Below are 20,676 nucleotides of genomic sequence, written 5' to 3'. Positions count from 1 at the left end.
GGTCGCGGTCATCCCCGCCCGGGGAGCCGCGCCGTCTCCGGCACCGGACCGGCGACCGCGACCTCCGTACCTGCCCGGACGAACGCGGCGTCGGCGCCGGTGGCCTCTCGCCGTCGGCTATGTCCCGTCGAAGACCGCCGTCAACGCCCTGACCGTCCAGTACGCCAGGGACCTGCGCGCCCCGACGACATCCTCGTCAACGCCGTCTGCCCCGGCTACTGCGCCACCGATCTGAACAACCACTCCGGCCACCGCACCGCCGCCCAGGGGGCCGTGGCCGCCGTCCGGATGGCCACCGTCCCCGACGACGGACCCACCGGCACATTCAGCGACGAGAACCTCCTGCTTCTCCCGTGCATCGCCGGCATCGACGTGGCGGCCCTGTGGATGGTGGCCGGTGAGAGGGGGCGCCCCTGCTTCTCCGTAGGCAGCCCGGCGCCCGCTTCATCGCAGGGGTGGTGAATGCCGCGGCACGGACGCCTTCCGGCGCCGAACGGGAGCCGGTCCGTGGAGGTCAGAGGTCGAGCACCAGCCGGGGGCCGCAGGAACGCGAGACGCAGATCAGCATGGTGTCGCCCGCGGCCCGTTCGTCCTCGTCGAGCAGTGAGTCCCGGTGGTCCGGCGTACCTTCCAGTACCTCCGTCTCACAGGTGCCGCAGGTGCCTTCCCGGCAGGAGAACAGCACCGGGACACCCGCCTCCTCCGCCACTTCGAGCACCGATCGGTCCGGCGGCACGGTGAGCGTGCGCCCCGACCGGGAGAGCACCACCTCGAAGGCGTCGGCCGGCGCGGCCTCGACCGTGGGCTGGACGGGGGCGAACCGCTCGACGCCCAGGGTGCCGGAGGGCCAGCCGGCGCACTGCTCCTGGGCCGCCCGGAGCAGCGGCTCGGGACCGCAGGCGTGCACCAGGGTGCCCTCGCGGGGCGAGCCGATGAAGGCGGCGAGGTCCAACAGGCCGTACTCGTCCTGCGGCCGGATCAGCACCCGGTCCCCGTAGGGCGCGAGGCGGTCCAGGAACGCCATGGAGTCGCGGGTACGGCCGCCGTACAACAGGCGCCAGTCGGCTCCGGCGGCCTCGGCGGCCTCCACCATCGCCAGGATCGGGGTGATACCGACCCCGCCCGCGATGAAGAGGTGGTGCTCGGCCGGGCGCAGCGGGAAGTTGTTCCGCGGTCCGCGCACCCGCACGGCCGAGCCCTGCGCGAGACGGTCGTGGACGTACGAGGAGCCGCCGCGGCCGTCCGGTGCGCGCAGCACCGCGATCTGCCAGGCCGCTCGGTCGGCCGGCTGCCCGCACAGCGAGTACTGACGGATGAGGCCGTTGTCCAGCAGCACGTCGATGTGGGCGCCCGGCGTCCAGGCCGGGAGCGGATCGCCGTCCGGGTGGCGCAGGACGAGGGAGACGACGCCGTCGGCGGCATCGATGCGGGCGTCCACGACGAGAGTCGCCTCGCCGGGGTCCGCCTGGGACTGCGGTGCCTCGGGGCTCCGGAGGACCTGGAGCGGTTGGTTGGTCATGTGCGTCAACCTGAGTCTCGTACGGGTGGGGGACGAAGGCGGGCGGCCGGAAGCCTCAGACGCCCGGTACATGCAGCAGCAGCGCGTCGCCCTGGCCGCCGCCTCCGCAGAGGGCCGCGGCCCCGGTGCCGCCGCCGCGCCGCCGCAGTTCCTGGGCGAGGGTCAGGACGAGCCGGGCGCCGGTCATGCCGACCGGGTGGCCGAGCGCGATCGCGCCACCGTTGACGTTCACCCTGTCCAGGGGGATGTCCAGTTCCCGGACGGAGGCCAGGGCCACCCCGGCGAACGCCTCGTTGATCTCGAACAGGTCGAGGTCGGCGGCCTTGAGCCGGCCGTCCCGGGACAGGGCGTCGCGGATCGCGCCGGCCGGCTGCACGAGCAGCGAGGGGTCGGGGCCCGCGACGGTGCCGTAGGCGCCGATCTCGGCGAGCGGGGTCAGGCCCTCCCGGCGGGCGCGGTCCGCGCTCATCACGACGACGGCCGCTGCTCCGTCGGACAGCTGTGAGGCGTTGCCCGCGGTGATGGTGCCCTCGGAGGAGAAGGCCGGCTTGAGACGCCCGAGGCTCTGAGCGGTGCTCTGCGGCCGGATGCCCTCGTCGGCCTCCACCACCGTCTCGCCCCGGCGCCCGGCCACCGTGACCGGGGCGATCTCCGCGGCGAACGCGCCGGACTCCTGGGCGTGGTGGGCCCGCTCGTGCGACAGCGCGCTGTACTCGTCCTGCTCCTCGCGGGTGAACGCGAAGGGCCGCTGGTAGCGCTCGGTGGCCGCGCCCATGGAGACCCCGTCGAAGGCGCAGGTCAGCGCGTCGCGGTCGAGGGCGTCCTCGACCGTCGTCGCCCCGTACTTCCAGCCGGTCCGGGACCCGCGCAGCAGATGCGGGGCGCCGGACATGGACTCCATGCCGCCCGCCACGACCACCTCGTGGCGCCCCGAGGCGATCATGAGATCGGCCAGGGCGATGGCGTGCAGCCCGGACAGGCACAGCTTGTTGACGGTGCTCGCCGGTACGGCGAACGGGATGCCGGCGGCCACTGCGGCCTGCCGGGCCGTGTTGGGACCGGCCCCGGCCTGGACGACATGGCCCATCACGACGGCCTCCACGGCGGCAGGGTCCAGCAGCGCCGCGGACAGCGCGGCGCGGATGGCGTGGGCGCCGAGGTCGGCGGCGGACAGGCTGCTCAGCCCGCCCATGAGCTTGCCGACGGGCGTTCTCGCTCCGGCGACGATGACGGATCCGGGCATGTCCGGGACCTCCTGTGGATGTGGGCGGATCAGCGGATCAGAGGACGGCGTCTACGGAACGTTCCGCGACCAGGTGGGCGGTCTCGTTCACCGAGTGCAGGACGATCCGGCCCCCGGGCATCCGCCGCACCCTGCTGACGGAGGTGTAGCCGGGGTGGAACCAGAACATCCGGGGGATCTCGAGCACGGTCGCGAGGTACGTGTTGGTGATTCCGCCGTGGCACACGGCCGCGATCCGCTCGCCGGGGTGGGCGTCCAGCATGGTGTTCATGGCCCCCACCGCCCGGGCCCGGAACGCGTCCCAGTCCAGGTCCGGTACGAAGTCCTCGTACCGTCCCTCGGACAGCGCCACCGACCGGGGGTCGTCCGGGAGGATCTGCTCCGGCGGGGTGTAGGGGTGCGAGACGTCGGTGTCCCACTCGCGCAGGTCGTCCAGCACGGTGGCGGTCATGCCCGTCAGCCGTTCGAGCGGCGCCGCGGTCTCACGGGCGCGCTGGTACGGACTGGTGTAGAGGGCGTCGATGCCTTCGTCCGCCAGCCATGGGGCGAGGCGCTCGGCCTGGGCGATGCCCTCTGGCGACAGCTTCGGGTCGAACACGCCCGAGACGGGCAGGCCGTGCCGGACGAGCAGAAGTTCCGTCATGAAGCGTCCTTCGTACGAGGAGTGAGGAGGAGTGAGGGGGGGGAAGGGGCGGTGCTCAACCGGCGATCGTCCGGTCGGAGTCCCAGTAGGGGCGGCGCATCGCCCGCTTGTCGAGCTTGCCCATGGCGTTGCGGAGGAGCTCGGGGACGACCTCGTACGACTTCGGGCACTTGTACGCGGCCAGCCGCTCGCGGCAGAACGCGTCCAGCTCGCCGTCCGCCGGCCCGCTTCCTTCGGTCACGACGACCAGGGCGCGCAGCGACTCGCCGAAGTCCGGGTCGGGCACGCCGATGACCGCCACCTCGGCGACCCCCGGGTGCTCGCGCAGCACCGCCTCGCTCTCCGCCGGGTACAGGTTCACCCCGCCGGACACCACGACGTCCGCGGCCCGGTCGGTGATGAAGATGTAGCCGTCCGGATCGACGTAGCCGATGTCGCCGAGGGTGAAGACGCCGGGAGCGACGTAGGCGGCCTTGGTCTTCTCCTCGTCCGCGTGGTAGCGCACGCCGCGGCCCTCGGGCGCCCGGAAGGCCAGCAGCCCGAGCTCCCCGGCGGGAAGCGGGTGGCCGTCGTCGCCGGTCACCAGGACGTCGAAGGGGGACTGGACGCGCCCGACCGAACCGGGGTGTTCCAGCCACTCGGTGCTGTTGATGCGCGCGACCGTGCCGGCCTCGCTGGCCCCGTACGACTCGGTCAGCACCGGACCGAACCAGTCGATCATGGACCGCTTCACCTCCGGAGGGCACGCGGAGCCGGTGTGCGCGACCTGCATCAGGCTGGAGACGTCGTAGCGGTCGCGCACCTGAGCCGGCAGGGCGAGCAGGCGCGTGAAGTGGGTCGGCACCATCACCGAGGACGTGACCCGCCAGCGCTCCACGCGGTGCAGGAACGACTCGGCGTCGAACCTGCCGAGGATCACCACCGGGCGGCCGGCCGCGAGATGGCGCAGCGAGGTGAGCGGCCCGTTGTGCTGGAGCGGACCGCACACCAGGTGCGGTCCCGGCGGGAAGCCGGGGCGGGCGGCCACCGCCTCCAGGTACGCGGCGCTGTCCGTCACCGGTCCCTGCACCCAGCGCACCTCGGTGCCGCGGGCCCGTCCCGTGGTTCCCGACGTGTAGACCAACGGCGGGCGGGCGGGGCGGCCGACGGGCACCGGCACCGGCTCCGCGTCGGCCAGCCACTGGGTCCAGTCGATGGCGTCGTCCTTGGCGGGCGTTCCGTGCACGACGACCGGGAGGCCGAGTTCCGCGCCCGCCTGCCGGGCGGCCGACTCGCCCGCCGGGCCGCTGATCACCGCCTTCGCACCCGCGTCGGTGAGCAGGTCGACCAGTTCCCGGGAGGTCAGCTGCCGGGAGGCGGCCACCGTGCCGACGCCGGCCCGCAGACCGGCGAGATGGGCCACCAGCGTGGCCACGGCGTTGTCGCCCAGGACGGCGACCCGGTCCTCCGGCTCGGGCGCGACCTCCAGGAAGCGACCGGTCACGCGTGCCACCTGGTCGGCCAGCCGGGACCAGGACAGGCTCTCGGTGTCGTCGGCCAGGGCGGTCGCGTTCGGCAGTTCGCGGGCACGCAGGTCGAGTGGCTGTAGGGACATGGATCCTCCGGCGCTCCTCGGTCCGTCGTCTCTCTCGCTCCACCGGGTGCACCCCGTCTGCCCAGCGGCCGGGCAGGTGGGAGAGGCGACGCCAAGACTGTAGCGTTTATCAAGAAAGTACGGAACACTCTGACCCGAGCCGGAGGCACTCACCCTCGTTGGGCAGGTGTGCTGCTCCGCTACGAGCCGCTGTTACTGAAGCAGCCGTCTGGTAAGTGCAGTCCGGCAAGTGCCGTCCGACCCGTGTGCCGAGGAGGTCACCATGCCCCAACCGAACGTGAACGAGTGGCGGGGCGGGGTCCGGCAGTGGCTTGCCACGACGCTCGAACCCCGGCGGGCAGCCGAGACCACCGCTCACACCGCCGCCGAGCTCGCCGTCTTCCACAACCTCACGGACGAAGAGGAGCGGCGGCTGCTCGACCGCCGCCGCGCCTACGAGCGAGCCCGGCACGACGCCGGCTACCAGGCCCTCACCCTCCCCACGGAGAACGGCGGCCAGGGCCTGACCGCAGCCCACGCGGCCCTGTTCGCGCAGGAGGAGGCGGAGTTCGACGTACCGCCGTCCACCGAGCTGATCAGCGTCACGGTGCGGCTGGTCGCCATGTCCGTCTCCCTGTTCGGGACGCCCGAGCAGCGCGAGACGTACGCCCGCGCCTTCCTCCGTACGGATCTGCTGGCCTGCCAGCTCTTCAGCGAACCCGGCGCCGGCTCCGACCTGGCCGCCCTGCGCACCCGCGCCCGGCGCGAGGGCGCGGAGTGGGTGATCGACGGCCAGAAGGTGTGGACCTCGGGCGCCCAGTTCGCCGAGTACGGCCTGCTGCTCGCCCGTACCGACCCCGACGTCGTCAAACAGGCCGGCATCACCGCCTTCCTGGTCCCCATGGACAGCCCGGGCGTGGAGATCCGCCCCATCCGCCAGATGAGCGGCGGCGCCTCCTTCAACGAGGTGTTCCTCAGCGGCGTACGCGTCCCCGACGGGCTGCGGATCGGACGCCCCGGCCAGGGCTGGGAGGTCGCCAACGCCACCCTCGCCTTCGAGCGCACCGCCTCCGGCTCGGGGAACCGGCGCAAGGGCGGCACCTTCGACGACGTACTCGCCCTCGCCCGCTCGCTGAACCGGACCGGGGACCCGCTGGTGCGCCAGCGCCTCGCCGACCTGTACGTGCGCAGCGCGTTGCGCGCCGCCACCGTGGACCGCGTCGCCCGGGCGAGTGCGGCCGGCGGACGGCCGGGCCCCGAGGCCTCCCTGACCAAGCTCATGGCATCCGACCTGCTCACCCGCACCGGCCAGGCAGCCGCCGAACTGATGGGTGCCCGGATCACCGCCGACACCGGCGAGCCGGGCACCTTCGCCTGGACCGAACACCTGCTCGGCGCCCCCGGCTACCGGCTGGCCGGCGGCACCGACCAGATCCAGCGCAACCTGATCGGCGAGCGGGTGCTGAAGCTGCCGGGCGAGCCGCGGGTCGACAAGGTGCCGTTCTCCGAACTGTCCGGCAACTGAGCCATGGGTGGCATGACCCCCGCAACAACGACACCCGCAACGACTGAGGAGTGACATCGATGGATCTGGGACTGACAGGTGCGAACGCGCTGGTGACCGGAGCGAGCCGGGGCATCGGCCGGGCGATCGCCGGGACGCTGGCCGCCGAGGGCTGTGCCCTCGCACTGTGCGCCCGTGGCGAGGAGGCTCTCGCCAAGGCCGCTGCCGAACTGCGCGGCGAGGGAGCGACCGTCTTCGCCGAGCCGGTCGACGTCACCGACCCGGCCGCGCTCGCGGGCTTCGTGGAGCGGGCGGCCGCTGAACTCGGCGGCCTGGACCTGCTGGTGTCCAACGTCTCGGCGGGCAACGTCAAGGGCCCCGAGTCGTGGGAGGCCAGCCTGCGCGGCGACCTGATCCCGTTCGCGGGACTCGTCGAGGCGGCCCTGCCGTATCTGGAGGCCTCCGACCGGGCCGCCGTCGTGGCGATCGGCACCACCAACGCCTCCGACACCGCCCGTCCGGCCGGAGCCAACTCGTACTCCGCGCTGAAGGCGGCCGTCGTCCAGCACGCCTCCGCCCTCGCCCACGCCCTCGCCCCGAAGGGCATCCGGGTCAACACCGTCTCGCCCGGCCCCATCGACTTCCCCGGCGGCGCCTGGGAGACCATCCGCACCAGCCGCCCGGAGGTGTACGAAGAGGTCCTCGCCAAGCTGCCGATCGGCCGCTACGGCACCGCGGAGGACGTGGCCGCGGCCGTGGCCTTCCTGCTCGGCCGGACCGGCTCCTTCTGCGTCGGTGTCAACCTCGTGGTGGACGGCGGGCTGCTCACCCGCGTCCAGTACTGAGCCGTGGCGGGCCCGGCCGGCCGCCTGGACGCCGTACTGGTCTGCGGCGGGAGGTGGCACGACTTCGACTACGCGCGGCTGCGGCTGCTGGACCTGCTGGGCGATCACTCACGGGTCCGCACGCGGGTGTACGAGGACTACGACTGCGTACCCGCCCTGGAACAGGCCGACCTGTTGGTGACCTACACCTGCGATGTGCGGCCCGGTCCCTCCGAAAGGGCCGCGCTGACACGCTTCGTCGAGCGGGGCGGGCGCTGGCTCGCCCTGCACGGCACCAACTCGGTGATCGAGGCGCCGGCCGACGGTGGGCCGCGGGTGTTCACCACACCGCGGCTCCTCGGGGAGCTGGCCGGGGTGCTCGGCAGCCAGTTCCTGGCCCATCCGCCGATCGCGCCGTACGAGGTACGCGTGACCCGGCCGGATCATCCGCTGGTCGCCGGGATCGAGCCGTTCACGGTGACGGATGAGCTGTACGTGTGCGAGTTGCACGGCGAGCTGGAGGTGCTGCTGCACGCCGAGTACACCGGGCCGTGCCGGGGGTTCGCCGAGGGGGATGCGGCGCTCGACGAAGCGCCCCGACCGGTTCTCTACCTGAAGCGGCACGGCCTCGGCGAGGTCTGCTACTTCACCCTCGGCCACTGCCGGGGACGGTACGACGTGCAGGACCTGGGCGTGGACGACACCGGGCGAGTGGACCTGGGGCCCTGGGAGACGCCGGAGTTCCTGACGGTGCTCGGGCGGTGCGTGGAGCGGATGGTGGCTGCGGGGGTGCCGGTTCGGTAAGTTCTCGCCCCCGCCGCCCCTACCCGTCCCATCCTTCTGGGGCTCCGCCCCAGACCCCGCTCCTCAAACGCCGGAGGGGCTGGTTTTCAGCCCGTCCGGCGTTTGAGGACGAGGCCCTTCGGGCCGAAGGCGGGGGTCTGGGGGCGCAGCCCCCAGGGACGGGACGGGTAGGGGCGGCGGGGGCGAAAAACCACGACCGCGCCCCCCACTCACCCGTGCGGCAGCACCACCGCACGCCCGTTGATCTTCCCGGCATGCAGGCGCTCGTACGCCAGCGGCGCGTCCTCGATCGAGAAGGTCTCGACGTGGGAGGAGACGATCCCCTGCCGCGCGAGCTCGACCACGTCGATGAGCTCACTCCGGCTGCCCCAGTAGGGCGCCGACGCGGACACCTCGAACGGCAGACCGCCGCCGAACCCGACCGCGAGCGTGCCTCCGCCGATGCCGACGACGGTCACATCGCCCGCCGTCGCCACCGACGCGGCGGCGACCGCCAGGGTCGCCCCGGCCCCTACGAAGTCCAGGACCACTTCGGCCCCGACGCCACCGGTCAGCTCCCGCACCCGAGCCGCCGCCTCCCCGTCGGAGAGCAGTGCCTCGTGGGCCCCGACGGTGAGCGCCAGTTCCAGCTTCTCCTTGCTCACATCGAGGGCGACCACCCGGGCCGGGGTGAGGGCACGCAACAGCTGTACGGCGATATGGCCCAGGCCGCCGACACCGATCACCACCGCCGTACTGCCCGGCACGAGCTTGGGCAGGGAGGTGCGGATCGCGTGGTACGGCGTCAGTCCGGCGTCGGTGAGCGGTGCGGCCTGTACCGGGTCCAGCCCGTTCAGCGGCACCAGATGGCGCGGCGAGTCCACCACCATGTACTCCGCGAGCGCGCCCGGGGAGCCGAGCCCGGGCGGCATGATGCCGAGCCCGGCGGCGTGCGGGCAGCAGTTCTCCCTGCCCTCGGCGCACGTGCGGCAGCGGCCACAGCCCCACGGGCCGTACACCGCCACCTCGTCGCCCTCCGCCACCCCGGTGGCCCCGCTGCCCAGGGCCGCGACGGTGCCGACACCCTCGTGACCGAGCGTCATCGGCAACGGATAGGGGAACTGCTCCTCGGGCCAGCTCATGACCGCCAGATCCGAGTGGCACAGGCCGGCGGCCGTCACCTTCAGCAGCACCTGGCCCGGGCCCGGCTCGGGCACCGGAACCTCGACGACCTCCGGCGGGCTGCCGATCGTCCGGTACTGAATCGCCTTCATCATCAGACCTCCTTGTCCGAAGTGGGCACTCCATCGGCCTCGGCGGGGACCGAGGGGTCGGCGAACGACGGCGACCTGCGACGGCGCAGCACAGTCGGCAGAGCGATTCGTCCGCCCGTGAGGACCAGCGCGACGATGAGCACCGAGCCGGTGAACAGGCTCGCGGCCCACTGCGCGCTGGTGGCGAGTCCGAGCCCCGTGATGCCGGTGCCGAGCAGCAGCACCGCGATCACCGTGCCCCAGGCGTTGAAGCGGCCCGCGCGCAGCTGGGTCGCCCCGACGAAGGCCGCCGCGTAGGCGGAGAGCAGGTACGGCGTGCCGGCGGACGGCGAGCCGGATCCCACGGAGGACGCGAAGACGATTCCGGCGAGACCGGAGAGCAGCGCGGACGCCACCAGGGTGAGGAAGCGCAGCCGGTCGGTGCGTACGCCTTGCAGGCGGGCCGCGTCCGCGTTGAAGCCGGTCGCGTACAACCGCCGTCCGGTGGCGGTGTGTTCGAGCAGGAACCAGATTCCGGTCGCGGCCAGGAGCAGGTACAGCACCGGCAGCGTGATGCCACCCAGGTCCAGCTGGGCGATGCTCGCGAACGGCTTGGCCAGCAGCTCGACCCCGGTGATGGAGCTGTCGTTGGTGACCATGGTGATCAGGGACTGGATCAGCGCGCCGGTGGCCAGAGTCGCGATGAACGAGTCGACCCGCAGCACCACCACCACGATTCCGTTGACCACCCCGATCAGCAGGGCGACGGCCATCGACAGGGCGATCGCGGTGCCGGCACCGAGACCCGTGGAGACCATGAAGTAGGCGGTCAGCACACTGGTGAGGGACATGGTGAAGGCGACCGACAGGTCGAAGACGCGCGCGGCCAGCGGAAGGACGACGCTGAGCGCCACCAGCCCGGCGACGGCGTTGCCGTTCAGGACCTGCTTGACCGTGGTGACGGTCGGGAACGTGTCCGGCGCCCATACGGAGAAGAGCACGGCGATCAGCAGCCACACGTAGACGGCGCCGATGTTCCGGAACGACAGGGCGGCCACTGCACGCCGGCCCAGTGCGCCCGGTGTCACCGCGGCGGACACCGCTGGGACGTCCGGTCCGGTCGGCCGGAACTCGGCGGGCCGGGTCGGGGTGGATGTCATGTCACTCGGTTCCTTCCATGGCGTGGACCAGCGCGGGCTCGGTGATGTCCCGGCCGCTGATCTCCCGTACGATCCGGCCGTCCCGTACCACCAGGACGCGGGTGCACAGCGCGAGCAGGTCCTCGGTGTCGGACGAGGACACGATCACGCCCATGCCGTCGTCGGCCTGACGTTCGATCAGGTCGTACAGCTGGAGGCGGGTCGCGATGTCGACGCCCGCCGTGGGTTCGCACAGCACCAGCACCGGCGGCTGCTGGGCCAGGCAGCGGGCCATGACGACCTTCTGCTGGTTGCCGCCGCTCAGCGTGGTGATCCGGGCGCCGCGCCCGGCCGTACGCACCCCCACCCGCTGGATCCACTCCTCGGCGAGCGAGGACTCGCGGCGCCGGTGCAGTCGGCCGGCCCGGGCGCGGAGCCGGTCGAGCAGCGGGAGGGTGAGGTTCTCCCCGACCGAGAAGTCGCCGATGACGCCCTCGCCCGCCCGGTCCGCGGGGACCAGCGGGATGCCCAGCCCCCCGGCGTTCTTCGCGTCGGTCCACCGCCCGGAGCGCTCCGGCAACCGCACCCTGCCGCGCACCGGACCGGTGTACGCCCCGCACACCGCGTACGGCACCACCTCGTGGCCGGAGCCGACGAGGCCGGTGATGCCCAGCCGTTCGCCCCTGGCCAGGCTGAAGCCGATGTCGCGCAACGGGCCCGCCCACAGGTTGCGAACCTCCAGCACAGCGCTGTCGGTAGCGGCCGGCAGCCGCGGCCGGTAGGTGGTCTCCATCTCCTCGCCCGCCAGCAGCTCCGCCAGCGAGCGGGGAGTGAGCTCGGCGACCCGGCGGGTGGCGATCCGGCGTCCGCCGCGGATCACGGTGACCCGGTCGGCGAGCGCGAAGATCTCGTCCATGCGGTGCGAGACGTACAGGACGCTGGCCCCGGAGTCGCGGATCTCCCGCACGATGTCGAAGAGCCGGGCCACCTCGCCGGGCGGCAGCACGGCGGTCGGCTCGTCGAGGACCAGGACGCCGCGGCGGCCCTCCCAGCCCTGCAGGGCGGCGGCGATGGCGACCACCGCGCGCTGAACCGGGGTGGCCGTCGACAGGGGGCGGCGTACGTCGATGGCGAGACCGAACCGTTCGACCAGCGCGGTCGTGCGGCGCTCCATCTCCGGCCAGCGGATGTTGCCCACGGCCGTGCGGGCGAAGCCACGGCTGAGCGCGAGATTGTCCGTGGCGCTCAACTCGCCCACCAGTCCCAGCTCCTGGTGGACGAAGCGCAACCGGTCGTGCCGCGAGCCGGTGACCTGGCCCAGGCCGAACGGCTCGCCGTCGAGTTCGGCGACCGCTCCGGGCTCGGCGTGGTGGTAGCCGGCGAGGATCTTGATGAGGGTGGACTTGCCCGAGCCGTTGGGCCCGATCAGCGCGTGGATCTCGCCGGGCGCGATGTCCAGGTCCACGTCCTTCAGTGCCTGGGTTCCGCCGAATCGCTTCGACAGCCCGGACACCCGCAGCACGGGTCGGTCGCTCTCATCGGTGCCGGCCGACCCCCGCGTGGTCTCCGGTGACGTATCAGCGTGCACTGCTGCTCCCTCCGTCGAAGGGCGCCGCCGCCGGCCTGTTGCCGGCGGCGGGGCCGGGTCGGTCAGCTCAGGCCCCAGAGCGCCTTGAACTGCGCCTGGTAGTCCTCGACGAGCGGGAAGTCCTCCAGAGTGGCGACCAGGTTGTCCTTGGTGATCAGCATGTTGGGCAGCACCGCCTTCTGGTCCACCTCCATCGACTGGCCGGTGAAGTGGCGGGCCAGCGCGTCGACCTGGAGCCAGGCGGTCTCGTGCGAGTTCAGTGCCATCGCGCCGTCGCTCAGGTCGCCGGCGATGTACTGGTAGTTCTGCGCGTCGCCGACGTTCACGGCGATCTTCTTGTCGGTGACGCCGGCGGTCTTCAGCGCGGTCGGGACACCCACGTTGAGCAGACCCAGCGAGAAGACGATGTGGGTCACCTTCGGGTGCGAGCGGACGTACGACACCACGCGGTCGGGCATGTCCTTGCCGATCGAGGTGATCGGCACGTCGACGGTGTCCAGCGCGCAGCCCTCGCACCACTCCTTGTACTTGGCGGCGAAGGTGTCCTTGACCGGCTTGAGGATGGTGTAGGCGGGCAGGTCGAAGTAGACGGTGTTCGCTTCGGCGCCGCTGTCGGACACCACCCACGAGGCGAGCATCTCGCCCTGGACGGCGACGTCCTTCGGCCCGTTCTTCAGCAGCTCGATGCCGTCGCCCACCACGTCGTCGGCGTTCGACTGGATGACCGGGATACCGGCCTCCTTCAGCTGCGCGAGCTGCTTGGCGTACACCGCGCGCGGGAATCCGGAGGCGACGACGGCGTCCGGCTTGTTGCGCAGCACCTTCTCGTAGGCGGACTGGACGGACTCCGGCGTGCCCTGCGTGTGGATCTTCTCGACCTTCCAGCCGAGCTGGTTGGCCCCGGCGGTGAAGAAGTCGGCCAGGTCCTCGCAGGACTGCACGCCGCAGAGAATGAAGTCGATCTTCTTGCCCGTGGGGATCTTCTTGCCCACCGGTTCGGTGACGGGGATCGCGGTGGGACGCTCCGAGTACTTCGCCAGCGCCTTCCGGGCCGCGGTGAGGCCGGGGGAGTCCGCAGCCGTCGCCTTGGCGGAATCGGCGGCCGGAGTCGTGTCGGCGCCGCACGCCGCCAGGGTGAGCAGGGCGGTGACAGGGACGATCGCGGTGAGCGCGCGACGGACCGCGCGTCCGGGTCTGGAACTCATCGTTGAGTACTCCCGTGGTGTGGTGCCTGCGCTGCCGTGGCCCGCGTCGCTCCCGCGTCCGCGGCGGCCGGCTCAGTACAGGCGGATCCTGTGCCGCCCACGCCGGGGCGGCACGCTCAGGTGATCGAGCGGGCTGTGTGGATCGCCGTCGTGGGGTACGGCGCGGGCCGCCGAGCAGGCGGGCGGCGCTATGGCCGAAACGGGGCAGATGCTGCCCCCGGCCGAAGAGAAACTTGTGAGGCTCTACAGCCTCGGGTGCGACGGAGTGTGGCACGCGCTGTCCGGATTGGGGAGGGGTCGGTCGTAACTAATTCACGAGGGGCCATGTCCATCCCCTGGATGCCGGGTTCTGTGGCGCCCCGGCGGGGTCGCGAGTATTGCTCCGGGGCGGGACCAATAACTACACTCACTCTAAAGTTTCTGGCTGAGGAGAGAAGATGGACGAAACGTCGGAGTTGGGCACGGCGCGGTGTCCCGGACCCAGCGTCCAGGACTACCTCGACCGGGACAGCCGGCCGGTTCCGCCCGCCTTGAGGTACGTCAACAACGACTACCTCGGCAGCGAGGACATCGACACGACCCGCTTCACCTCCCGCGAGTGGGCCGAGCGCGAGATGCGGCAGGTGTGGCGCCGCGTGTGGCAGTTCGCCTGCCTGGAGAGCGAGATCCCCGAGGTCGGCGACCACGAGATCTACGAGATCGGCGACGACTCACTGATCATCGTGCGCACGGCGCCGGACGAGATCCGGGCGTACGTCAACGCCTGCCTGCACCGCGGCCGCAAACTGCGCACCTCGAGCGGCAATGTCAGCGAGCTGCGCTGCCCCTTCCACGGCTTCGCCTGGAACCTCGACGGCACGATGCAGACCCCGCCCTGCGCGTGGGACTTCCCCCATGTCACCCCCGAGAAGTTCGCGCTTCCCGAGGCCAAGGTGGCCACCTGGCGCGGCTTCGTGTTCATCAACATGGACCCGTACGCGGAGCCCTTCGAGAGCTACCGCGGCACCTTCGACGAGTACTACATCTGGCCGCTGCAGGACCGCTACAAGTCGCTGCACATCGCCAAGGTGCTGCCCTGCAACTGGAAGATCGCCCAGGACGCGTTCATCGAGTCCTTCCACGTGATCGCCACGCACCCGCAGATGCTGCCCTGGCTCGCCGACGCCAACTCCCAGTACGACGTCATGGCGGACCAGCCCAACTGGAACCGTATGATCAACATCCAGGGCGCCCCCAGCCCGCACGTGGCCGACTCGGTCACGGAGGAGGACGTACTGGAGACGTTCTACGACTCGCGGGCCTTCTACGCGGCGGCCCAGGGCCGTGACCTGGTGATCCAGGAGGGCGACGAGATGCCGGCGATCCCGCCGGGCGGCACGGCCCGTCAGGTCCTCGCCGAACGGATGCGCGCCCAGTTGGCGGCCACCTCGCAGCAGGACTTCACTCAGACCGCCGACACCGAGCTGCTGGACGCCATCAACTACCTGCTGTTCCCCAACTTCAACCCCTGGGGCGGCGCCAAGTCCAACATCATCTACCGGTTCAAGCCGAACGGCCTCGACCCCGACTCCTGCACCGCCGAGATCATCTTCATGTCGGCGCCGAAGCAGCCCGGCGAGATGCCGCCCCCGGTCAAGATCCGCTGGGTGCCGGAGGACATGCTCTTCGCGGACATCCCCGAACTCGGTGTGCTGGGGCCGGTCTTCGACCAGGACTGCGAGAACCTCCCCTACGTCCAGCAGGGCCTGAAGGCCATGCGCAAGCCGGGCATCACCCTGTCCAACTACCAGGAGAGCCGCATCCGCCACTTCAACCAGACGCTCGACCGGTGGATGAACAAGTGACCGTGACGCACCGGGTCGCGGTCCGGCCCTCCGGCGTCGAGCTGGAGGTGCGCGACGGCGAGGACCTGTTCAGCGCCGCCCAGCGGCTCGGCTACCGCTGGCCCACCGTCTGCGGGGGCAAGGCCACCTGCCGCACCTGTTTCGTGGTGGTCGAGGAAGGCGCCGAGAACTGTTCGCCCGTGGGCCCGCTGGAGCGCGAGGGCATCGAGGCCCTGCGCAAACCGGTGGACGGCCTGACCCGGCTCGCCTGCCGGCTCCGGGTCGAGGGCCCGGTGACCGTGACCAAACGCGGCGTACGCCGCAGAGCGCAGGAGTGAGCCGTGAGCGCCAAGCAAGTGACCCATCCGCTGACCGGGCAGGTGTACCGGCTCACCGAGGACGGGCTGGTCGAGGTGACCGACCCCAAGACCGGGGCGCAGGGCATCTTCGACTTCCAGGCCCGCTGGCAGTCCGGCGAACTGCGCCATGCCGACCTCCAGATGGCCGGCTGGGTGGGCCGCCTCGCCCAGCGGCGCGGCGCACAGCCGCCGGAGGCGTGAGCCGGTGCCGCCCCGTACCACCCGGGTGGTCTGCCTGGTGCGCCGACCCGAGGGCGAGCCGGCCCTCGGGGACTTCGCCGTGGAAGAGCGCCCCCTGCCGCCCCTCGGCGAGGGACAACTGCTCGTCCGCAACCTCTACATGAGCGTCGACCCGTCGATGCGCGGACGGCTGGAGAGCACCGAGAAGCACTACACGCACAACTTCACTCCTGGATCGCCGCTGGACGGCCGGGCCCTCGGCGTCGTGGAGGAGAGCCGCTGCCCCTCCGTGCCGCCGGGCACCTTCGTACGCCACCAGCTCGGCTGGCGGGAGTGGGCCGTGCTCGCCCCCGCGGACACCGATGCCGCGGGCCGTATCGATCCGGAACTGGCCCCGCTGCCCACGTGGCTGGGACTCCTGGGACAGACCGGCTTCACCGCCTACGTCGGGCTCGCGCGGATCGCCGAGGTACGGCCCGGCGACACCGTCTTCGTGTCGGCGGCGGCCGGCGCCGTGGGCACCGCCGCCGGACAGTTCGCCCGGCTGCTGGGCGCGGAGTGCGTCGTCGGAACCGCCGGAGGGCCCGACAAGTGCGCCCTGCTGGTCAAGGAGTTCGGCTACGACGCCGCCGCGGACTACCGCGCCGAGCCGGTGCGCGACGCCCTGTCCCGGCTGGCGCCCGACGGCATCGACGTCTACTTCGACAACGTCGGCGGAGAGCAACTCGCCGCCGCCCTGCACGCCTTGCGGACGGGCGGCCGTATCGCCCTGTGCGGCATGATGTCGCAGTTCGGCGGCGAACGGCGCACCACCGACATCAACCAGCTGATCCAGGCGGTCCTCAAACGGCTCACCCTGCGCGGCTTCATCGTCCGCGACCACGAGGACCTGCGGCCGGAGTTCGAGACCCGCGTCGCCGACTGGCTCCGCTCGGGCCGCATCACCGCCCACGAGACGGTGACGGACGGCCTCGACAGCGCGGCCGGCACCCTGCTGTCCCTGCTGGACGGCGGCAACATCGGCAAGATGCTGGTCCGGCTGGCCGAGGATCCGTACAGCCGCTTGCGCGCGTAGCGGGCGTGGGCAGACACAGGATCCCCCGTCACGCACGACGGGTGACCGACGGCTCTCACCTGCCCCAGATCCTCCGGTACGCCTCGCGGTAGCCGGGCGGGTCCCAGGTCGTCGCTCCGCCGCTGTTGGCGGCCGTGGAGATGTGGACCGGGGCGACGTATCCACTGGCGGGCTCGCCGGCGAAGGCGCGGTTGAACTCGTCGACGATCTGCCAGCCCTGTTCGGCGAGCGGTTCCGGGACGGTGGCTGCCTGGAACTGCTTGCTGTTGATGCGCTGGAAGGCCGACGGGTCGCCGTCTCCGGCGCCGATGTTGAAGGGGGGACCGGAGCCCTTCTTGCCGGCCTCGCGCAGGGCGGGCGCCGCGTCGGCGAAGTAGAGGTCGTTGATGGCCACGGAGTACGTCCACCTGCTGCCGAAGCGGGAGATGAGGGAGGAGACCTCCTGGGGGGTGCGGCTGCTCGCGTCCGGGATGGGGATGTTCTCGGACGCCAGGAGACGCACGTCGGCACAGGTCGCCAGGTGTTTCTCGATCAGTTGGGACTTGTTCCTGGCGAAGGGGATCGAGTCGTCGGTGAAGACGACGACCCCCGCCCGGCCGCCTGAGTGCGCGATGACCCAGTCGGCGCTGATCTGTGCCACGTCCTCGACCTGGGTCGTGACGTTGGTGAAGAGCTTGGGCTGCCTGCTCGGTCCGGGGGAGCCGACCGCGTGCCAGCCGATGAGCGGGATGCCCGCCGCGTTGGCCCGCGCGAGCTGGGCCGACGTCGCATTGGGGTCGAATCCGCCGAGGACGATGCCGGAGGGCCTGACGCCGACCGCCTGGCTGAGGGCCGCCTGGATGCCGGCGGGCGTGCCCTGTCCGTCGATGACCCTGACGTTCCAGCCGATCACCTTCGCGGCCTCCCGCAGCCCGCCGGCGACGCCGGCGACTCCGGGGTTGGTCATGGTCTGTGCGACGTAGACGATCGTTTTGTCCGGCACGGCCGCGGGGCCGGTGGTGGGGCCGTTCCAGGAGACGTCCGCCTTCTCGGCCCGCCGGACGGCGGATCTCGCCTCCGCGAGGGCGGCCGGGCAGCCCGCCGTGACCTGCTCGGTGGGGTTTTCCGGGCCGGTGGACGAGCCTCGCTCACACCCGACGACGGTGACGACGACCGTGGTCAGGGCCGCGAGGGCCGGGGCGGTCCTGCGGTACGAGATCACGGGTGCTCCTTGCTGTGGTGACGGCGACGGGCGGAGGCGTCCGCATTTCAGGAAGGGACGCGGAGCGGGCCACGGGCTACGGAACGTCCTGGGCCTCCTGGGAGGTGCCCGCCACCTTGCCGCCCCGACGGTTCGCGGCGCCGGAGCGCAGCCGACGGCGGGCGGAGTACCCGGCGAAGCCGACGGCGAGCAGCAGGGTGGCGCCGTTGAACAGCGGGGTGACCCAGAACTGCGCGCCGAGCTGGCCGATGCCGGCCAGCCCGATGGCGAGGATGGCGACCGCCACGAGGGTGCCCAGGGCGTTGGGGCGCCCGGGTCTGATCGCGGTGGAGCCGAGCAGGGCCCCGACGAAAGCCGGCAGGAGGTAGTCCAGGCCGACACTGGGGTTGCCGATCTGCTGCTGCGCGGCGAGCAGGACGCCGGCGAAGCCGACGATCAGACCGGACAGGGCGAAGGCGTAGACGCTGTAGCGGCGCGTGGGGATGCCGACCAGGTCGGCGGCGCGGGGGTTCGAACCGATGACGTAGAGGTAGCGGCCCAGCGGCAGGCGCTCCAGCAGCAGCCAGAGCACGACGACCAGAGCGAGGACGTAGAACGCGGGCACCGGCAGACCGAGGAACGTGGAGTCGTAGAGGTCGGTGAAGGCCGGCGGCAGTCCGTTCGGCCCGGAGACGATGCGGGTGCCGCCGGTGACCCAGCCGGTGACGGCGTACAGCACGCTGCCGGTGCCGAGGGTGGCGATGAAGGAGTCGATCCGGGCGAACTCGACGACGACGCCGTTGAGGACGCCGACGACCGCTCCGCCGATGATCACCACCGCGCAGGCGAGCGGCCAGGACCAGCCCTCGCTGACGATCAGCTGGAGCACCATGACGTGCGCGAGGCCGAGACCGTAGCCGATGGACAGGTCGAACCGGCCCGTGACGATGGGGACCATCGCGCCGAGCGCGAGGAGCGCGGGGACCGACTGGTTGGACAGGATCGAGGAGATGTTGTCGAGCGTGGGGAAGGTGTCGGGCAGTGCCAGGGAGAAGACGAGGAAGAGCAGGACGGCGAGTGCGAGCAGTCCGTACGCGCCGATGAAGTGTCCGGGGGAGCGCCGCGGCCGTGATCGGGGAGCCGGTGACGTGGACGTCGCCCGGGTCGTCCCGTCGCCCGTCGGTTCCCCGCTCATCCGTCCGTCTCCGTCCCGGTGAGGGGCGGCACGGCGGACGCGGTGCGGGTGAGCCGGGTGACGGTGAGGGCGTCGCCGGTCAGCTCGGCCGCCACGGTCCCGCGGACGAACACCAGGGCGCGGTGGCACACGTTCGCGACCTCCTCGAAATCGGTGGAGATGAGCAGGACGGCGAGCCCGGCGGCCAGCTCCTCGTCCAGCAGGCGGTAGATCTCCGCCTTGGCGCCCACGTCCACGCCGGCCGTCGGCTCCTCGAGGATCAGCAGCCGGCGCTTGCTGTGGAGCCACCGGCCGAGCATGACCTTCTGCTGGTTGCCGCCGGACAGGACGGCGATCGGTGTCTCGCTGTCGTGGGGGTGCACCCGGAAGCGTTCGACGAGAGCCGTGGCCCTGGCGCGCTCGCGCCGGGGGCTGATCCAGCGCGGCCCCGGCAGGCCGTCGGCGCGGGGGTTGGCGAGCAGGTTCTCCCGTACGGTCAGTTCGGCCGCGCACCCCTCCTCCAGCCGGTTGCTGGTCACGAAGCCGACACCGGCACCGACGGCGGCGGCGACCGTACGCGGACGGTAGGGCCGCCCGTCCAGCAGCACGTGCCCGCCCACGAGGGGCCGGACCCCGGCCAGCGCCCTGCCCAGGTCCAGGTGTCCGGCGCCGATGAGGCCCACCATGCCCAGGATCTCGCCGGGGCGCAGTCGGAGGTCGACCGGGCCGGCGTACTCGGTCCGTGCACCGTCGAGGCGCAGGACGGCGGGGGCCTCGGGGCCGGGAGCGGCGGCGGGTGGTCGGCGAGCCAGGTCGCGGCCCACGATGTCCTGCACGAGGCGAGGGGGGCTGTGGCCGGCGAGCCGGCCCTGGCTGATGATCCGGCCGTCGCGCAGGACGGCGAAGGAGTCGGCGACCTGGTACACCTCGTCGAGCCGGTGGCTGACGTAGACGATGCCGTGACCGCGGTCGCACAGCTCACGCAGGACGCGGAAGACACGGGCGCAGTCGGCCGCGGGGAGGCTGGCGGTCGGCTCGTCGAGCACGAGGAGTTCCGCACGGGACGACAGGGCCCGCGCGATGGCGACCAGCGAACGTTCGGCGCGGGTCAGGTCGGCGATGCGGGCCTCGGGCGCGAGATGTCCGGCGACGATCTCCAGGGCCTCCACACAGCGCCTGCGCGCCGTCCGCCAGGAGATCAGCCCCCGGCGGCGCGGGTAGCCGGTGCCCAGGGCGATGTTCTCGGCGACCGTCATCCACTCGACGAGACCGAGGTCCTGGTGGATGAAGGCCATGTGCCGGGAGGCCGCGGCCGTGCCGAGCGGGTGGCCGGCCACGGTCACCTGGCCCTCGTCGGCGCGATGGACACCGGCGAGCACTTTGATGAGGGTGGATTTACCGGCGCCGTTGGGGCCCAGAAGGGCGAGGACGGCACCGCGCCGGACGTCGAGGTCGACCTCGGCCAACGCGCGAGTACCGCCGAACCGCTTGCCGAGACCCCTGATCCGGACCAGAGGGTCCTGGCCGCGGCCCACGGATCGACTTGTCGGGGCGTCGGGAGCGTCGTGCACAGACTCTCTCCGGGGATCGGCTTCCGTGTTCCTTCCCGAC

19 protein-coding genes are annotated in these 20,676 nt (G+C 71.9%); 8 read left to right on the top strand and 11 right to left on the bottom strand.

Annotated features, from left to right (window positions below; all coding sequences use genetic code 11):
- Positions 1-99: 99 nt before the first annotated feature.
- Entirely contained in the window at positions 100-462 is a 363-nt protein-coding gene (locus OG252_RS05760; RefSeq protein WP_329334235.1) for a hypothetical protein, read from the top strand.
- A gap of 52 nt (positions 463-514) precedes the next feature.
- Here OG252_RS05760 and OG252_RS05755 read toward each other — a convergent pair whose 3' ends face one another.
- The 4 genes from OG252_RS05755 to OG252_RS05740 are packed head-to-tail and all read right to left on the bottom strand — an operon-like array spanning position 515 to position 4,999.
- Positions 515-1,519, bottom strand: coding sequence for a PDR/VanB family oxidoreductase (locus OG252_RS05755; protein ID WP_329334233.1), 1,005 nt, complete (start codon positions 1,517-1,519; stop codon positions 515-517).
- A 55-nt stretch (positions 1,520-1,574) separates the two neighbouring features.
- Positions 1,575-2,762 (bottom strand): acetyl-CoA C-acyltransferase, encoded by a 1,188-nt coding sequence (locus OG252_RS05750; protein WP_266451531.1) that lies wholly within the window; start codon positions 2,760-2,762, stop codon positions 1,575-1,577.
- 37 nt (positions 2,763-2,799) lie between these two features.
- Positions 2,800-3,405, bottom strand: a complete 606-nt coding sequence (locus OG252_RS05745; protein WP_266451533.1) for a histidine phosphatase family protein — start codon at positions 3,403-3,405, stop codon at positions 2,800-2,802.
- A gap of 55 nt (positions 3,406-3,460) precedes the next feature.
- Positions 3,461-4,999: an AMP-binding protein gene (locus OG252_RS05740; protein WP_329334231.1), complete on the bottom strand. Its 1,539-nt coding sequence runs from the start codon at positions 4,997-4,999 to the stop codon at positions 3,461-3,463.
- 262 nt (positions 5,000-5,261) lie between these two features.
- Here OG252_RS05740 and OG252_RS05735 point away from each other — a divergent pair, with 262 nt between their 5' ends.
- Genes OG252_RS05735 through OG252_RS05725 form a run of 3 tightly spaced genes read left to right on the top strand, consistent with a single transcriptional unit; the run spans position 5,262 to position 8,110 of the window.
- Complete coding sequence (locus tag OG252_RS05735) at positions 5,262-6,503, top strand: acyl-CoA dehydrogenase family protein (RefSeq protein ID WP_329334230.1); 1,242 nt, start codon at positions 5,262-5,264, stop codon at positions 6,501-6,503.
- A 59-nt stretch (positions 6,504-6,562) separates the two neighbouring features.
- Positions 6,563-7,327: an SDR family NAD(P)-dependent oxidoreductase gene (locus tag OG252_RS05730; RefSeq protein WP_217238095.1), complete on the top strand. Its 765-nt coding sequence runs from the start codon at positions 6,563-6,565 to the stop codon at positions 7,325-7,327.
- A gap of 3 nt (positions 7,328-7,330) precedes the next feature.
- On the top strand, positions 7,331-8,110 hold the full coding sequence (locus OG252_RS05725; protein WP_266451536.1) for a ThuA domain-containing protein: 780 nt from the start codon (positions 7,331-7,333) through the stop codon (positions 8,108-8,110).
- 209 nt (positions 8,111-8,319) lie between these two features.
- Here OG252_RS05725 and OG252_RS05720 read toward each other — a convergent pair whose 3' ends face one another.
- The 4 genes from OG252_RS05720 to OG252_RS05705 form a co-directional block, all read right to left on the bottom strand.
- Positions 8,320-9,363 (bottom strand): NAD(P)-dependent alcohol dehydrogenase, encoded by a 1,044-nt coding sequence (locus OG252_RS05720; protein WP_329345081.1) that lies wholly within the window; start codon positions 9,361-9,363, stop codon positions 8,320-8,322.
- Between the two features lie 2 nt (positions 9,364-9,365).
- The gene (locus tag OG252_RS05715) at positions 9,366-10,502 is read right to left on the bottom strand and encodes an ABC transporter permease (RefSeq protein ID WP_266451538.1); all 1,137 of its coding nucleotides are present in this window, start codon (positions 10,500-10,502) and stop codon (positions 9,366-9,368) included.
- A 1-nt stretch (position 10,503) separates the two neighbouring features.
- On the bottom strand, positions 10,504-12,069 hold the full coding sequence (locus OG252_RS05710) for a sugar ABC transporter ATP-binding protein (RefSeq protein ID WP_329334226.1): 1,566 nt from the start codon (positions 12,067-12,069) through the stop codon (positions 10,504-10,506).
- Between the two features lie 62 nt (positions 12,070-12,131).
- Complete coding sequence (locus tag OG252_RS05705; protein ID WP_329334224.1) at positions 12,132-13,274, bottom strand: substrate-binding domain-containing protein; 1,143 nt, start codon at positions 13,272-13,274, stop codon at positions 12,132-12,134.
- A 437-nt stretch (positions 13,275-13,711) separates the two neighbouring features.
- Between OG252_RS05705 and OG252_RS05700 the strand changes: the two genes are divergently transcribed.
- Genes OG252_RS05700 through OG252_RS05685 form a run of 4 tightly spaced genes read left to right on the top strand, consistent with a single transcriptional unit; the run spans position 13,712 to position 16,711 of the window.
- A complete protein-coding gene (locus tag OG252_RS05700; RefSeq protein ID WP_266451543.1) occupies positions 13,712-15,118 on the top strand; it encodes an aromatic ring-hydroxylating oxygenase subunit alpha in 1,407 nt (468 codons plus the stop codon).
- Positions 15,115-15,435, top strand: a complete 321-nt coding sequence (locus OG252_RS05695) for a 2Fe-2S iron-sulfur cluster-binding protein (RefSeq protein WP_329334223.1) — start codon at positions 15,115-15,117, stop codon at positions 15,433-15,435. Before OG252_RS05700 ends, OG252_RS05695 begins: the two co-directional genes overlap by 4 nt.
- Before the next feature lie 3 nt (positions 15,436-15,438).
- Complete coding sequence (locus tag OG252_RS05690) at positions 15,439-15,657, top strand: transposase (protein WP_266451547.1); 219 nt, start codon at positions 15,439-15,441, stop codon at positions 15,655-15,657.
- 4 nt (positions 15,658-15,661) lie between these two features.
- Complete coding sequence (locus OG252_RS05685; RefSeq protein ID WP_329334221.1) at positions 15,662-16,711, top strand: NADP-dependent oxidoreductase; 1,050 nt, start codon at positions 15,662-15,664, stop codon at positions 16,709-16,711.
- 55 nt (positions 16,712-16,766) lie between these two features.
- Here OG252_RS05685 and OG252_RS05680 read toward each other — a convergent pair whose 3' ends face one another.
- The 3 genes from OG252_RS05680 to OG252_RS05670 form a co-directional block, all read right to left on the bottom strand.
- Positions 16,767-17,909 (bottom strand): substrate-binding domain-containing protein, encoded by a 1,143-nt coding sequence (locus OG252_RS05680; RefSeq protein WP_443068483.1) that lies wholly within the window; start codon positions 17,907-17,909, stop codon positions 16,767-16,769.
- A gap of 79 nt (positions 17,910-17,988) precedes the next feature.
- Positions 17,989-19,086, bottom strand: coding sequence for an ABC transporter permease (locus OG252_RS05675; RefSeq protein ID WP_266451553.1), 1,098 nt, complete (start codon positions 19,084-19,086; stop codon positions 17,989-17,991).
- Entirely contained in the window at positions 19,083-20,636 is a 1,554-nt protein-coding gene (locus OG252_RS05670) for a sugar ABC transporter ATP-binding protein (protein WP_443068386.1), read from the bottom strand. Before OG252_RS05670 ends, OG252_RS05675 begins: the two co-directional genes overlap by 4 nt.
- Positions 20,637-20,676 lie beyond the last annotated feature (40 nt).

Source organism: Streptomyces sp. NBC_01352, assembly GCF_036237295.1.
Lineage (GTDB): Bacteria > Actinomycetota > Actinomycetes > Streptomycetales > Streptomycetaceae > Streptomyces > Streptomyces plumbiresistens.
Note: the sequence above shows the minus strand (reverse complement) of the source record. Positions and strands in the feature narration are given on the sequence as shown.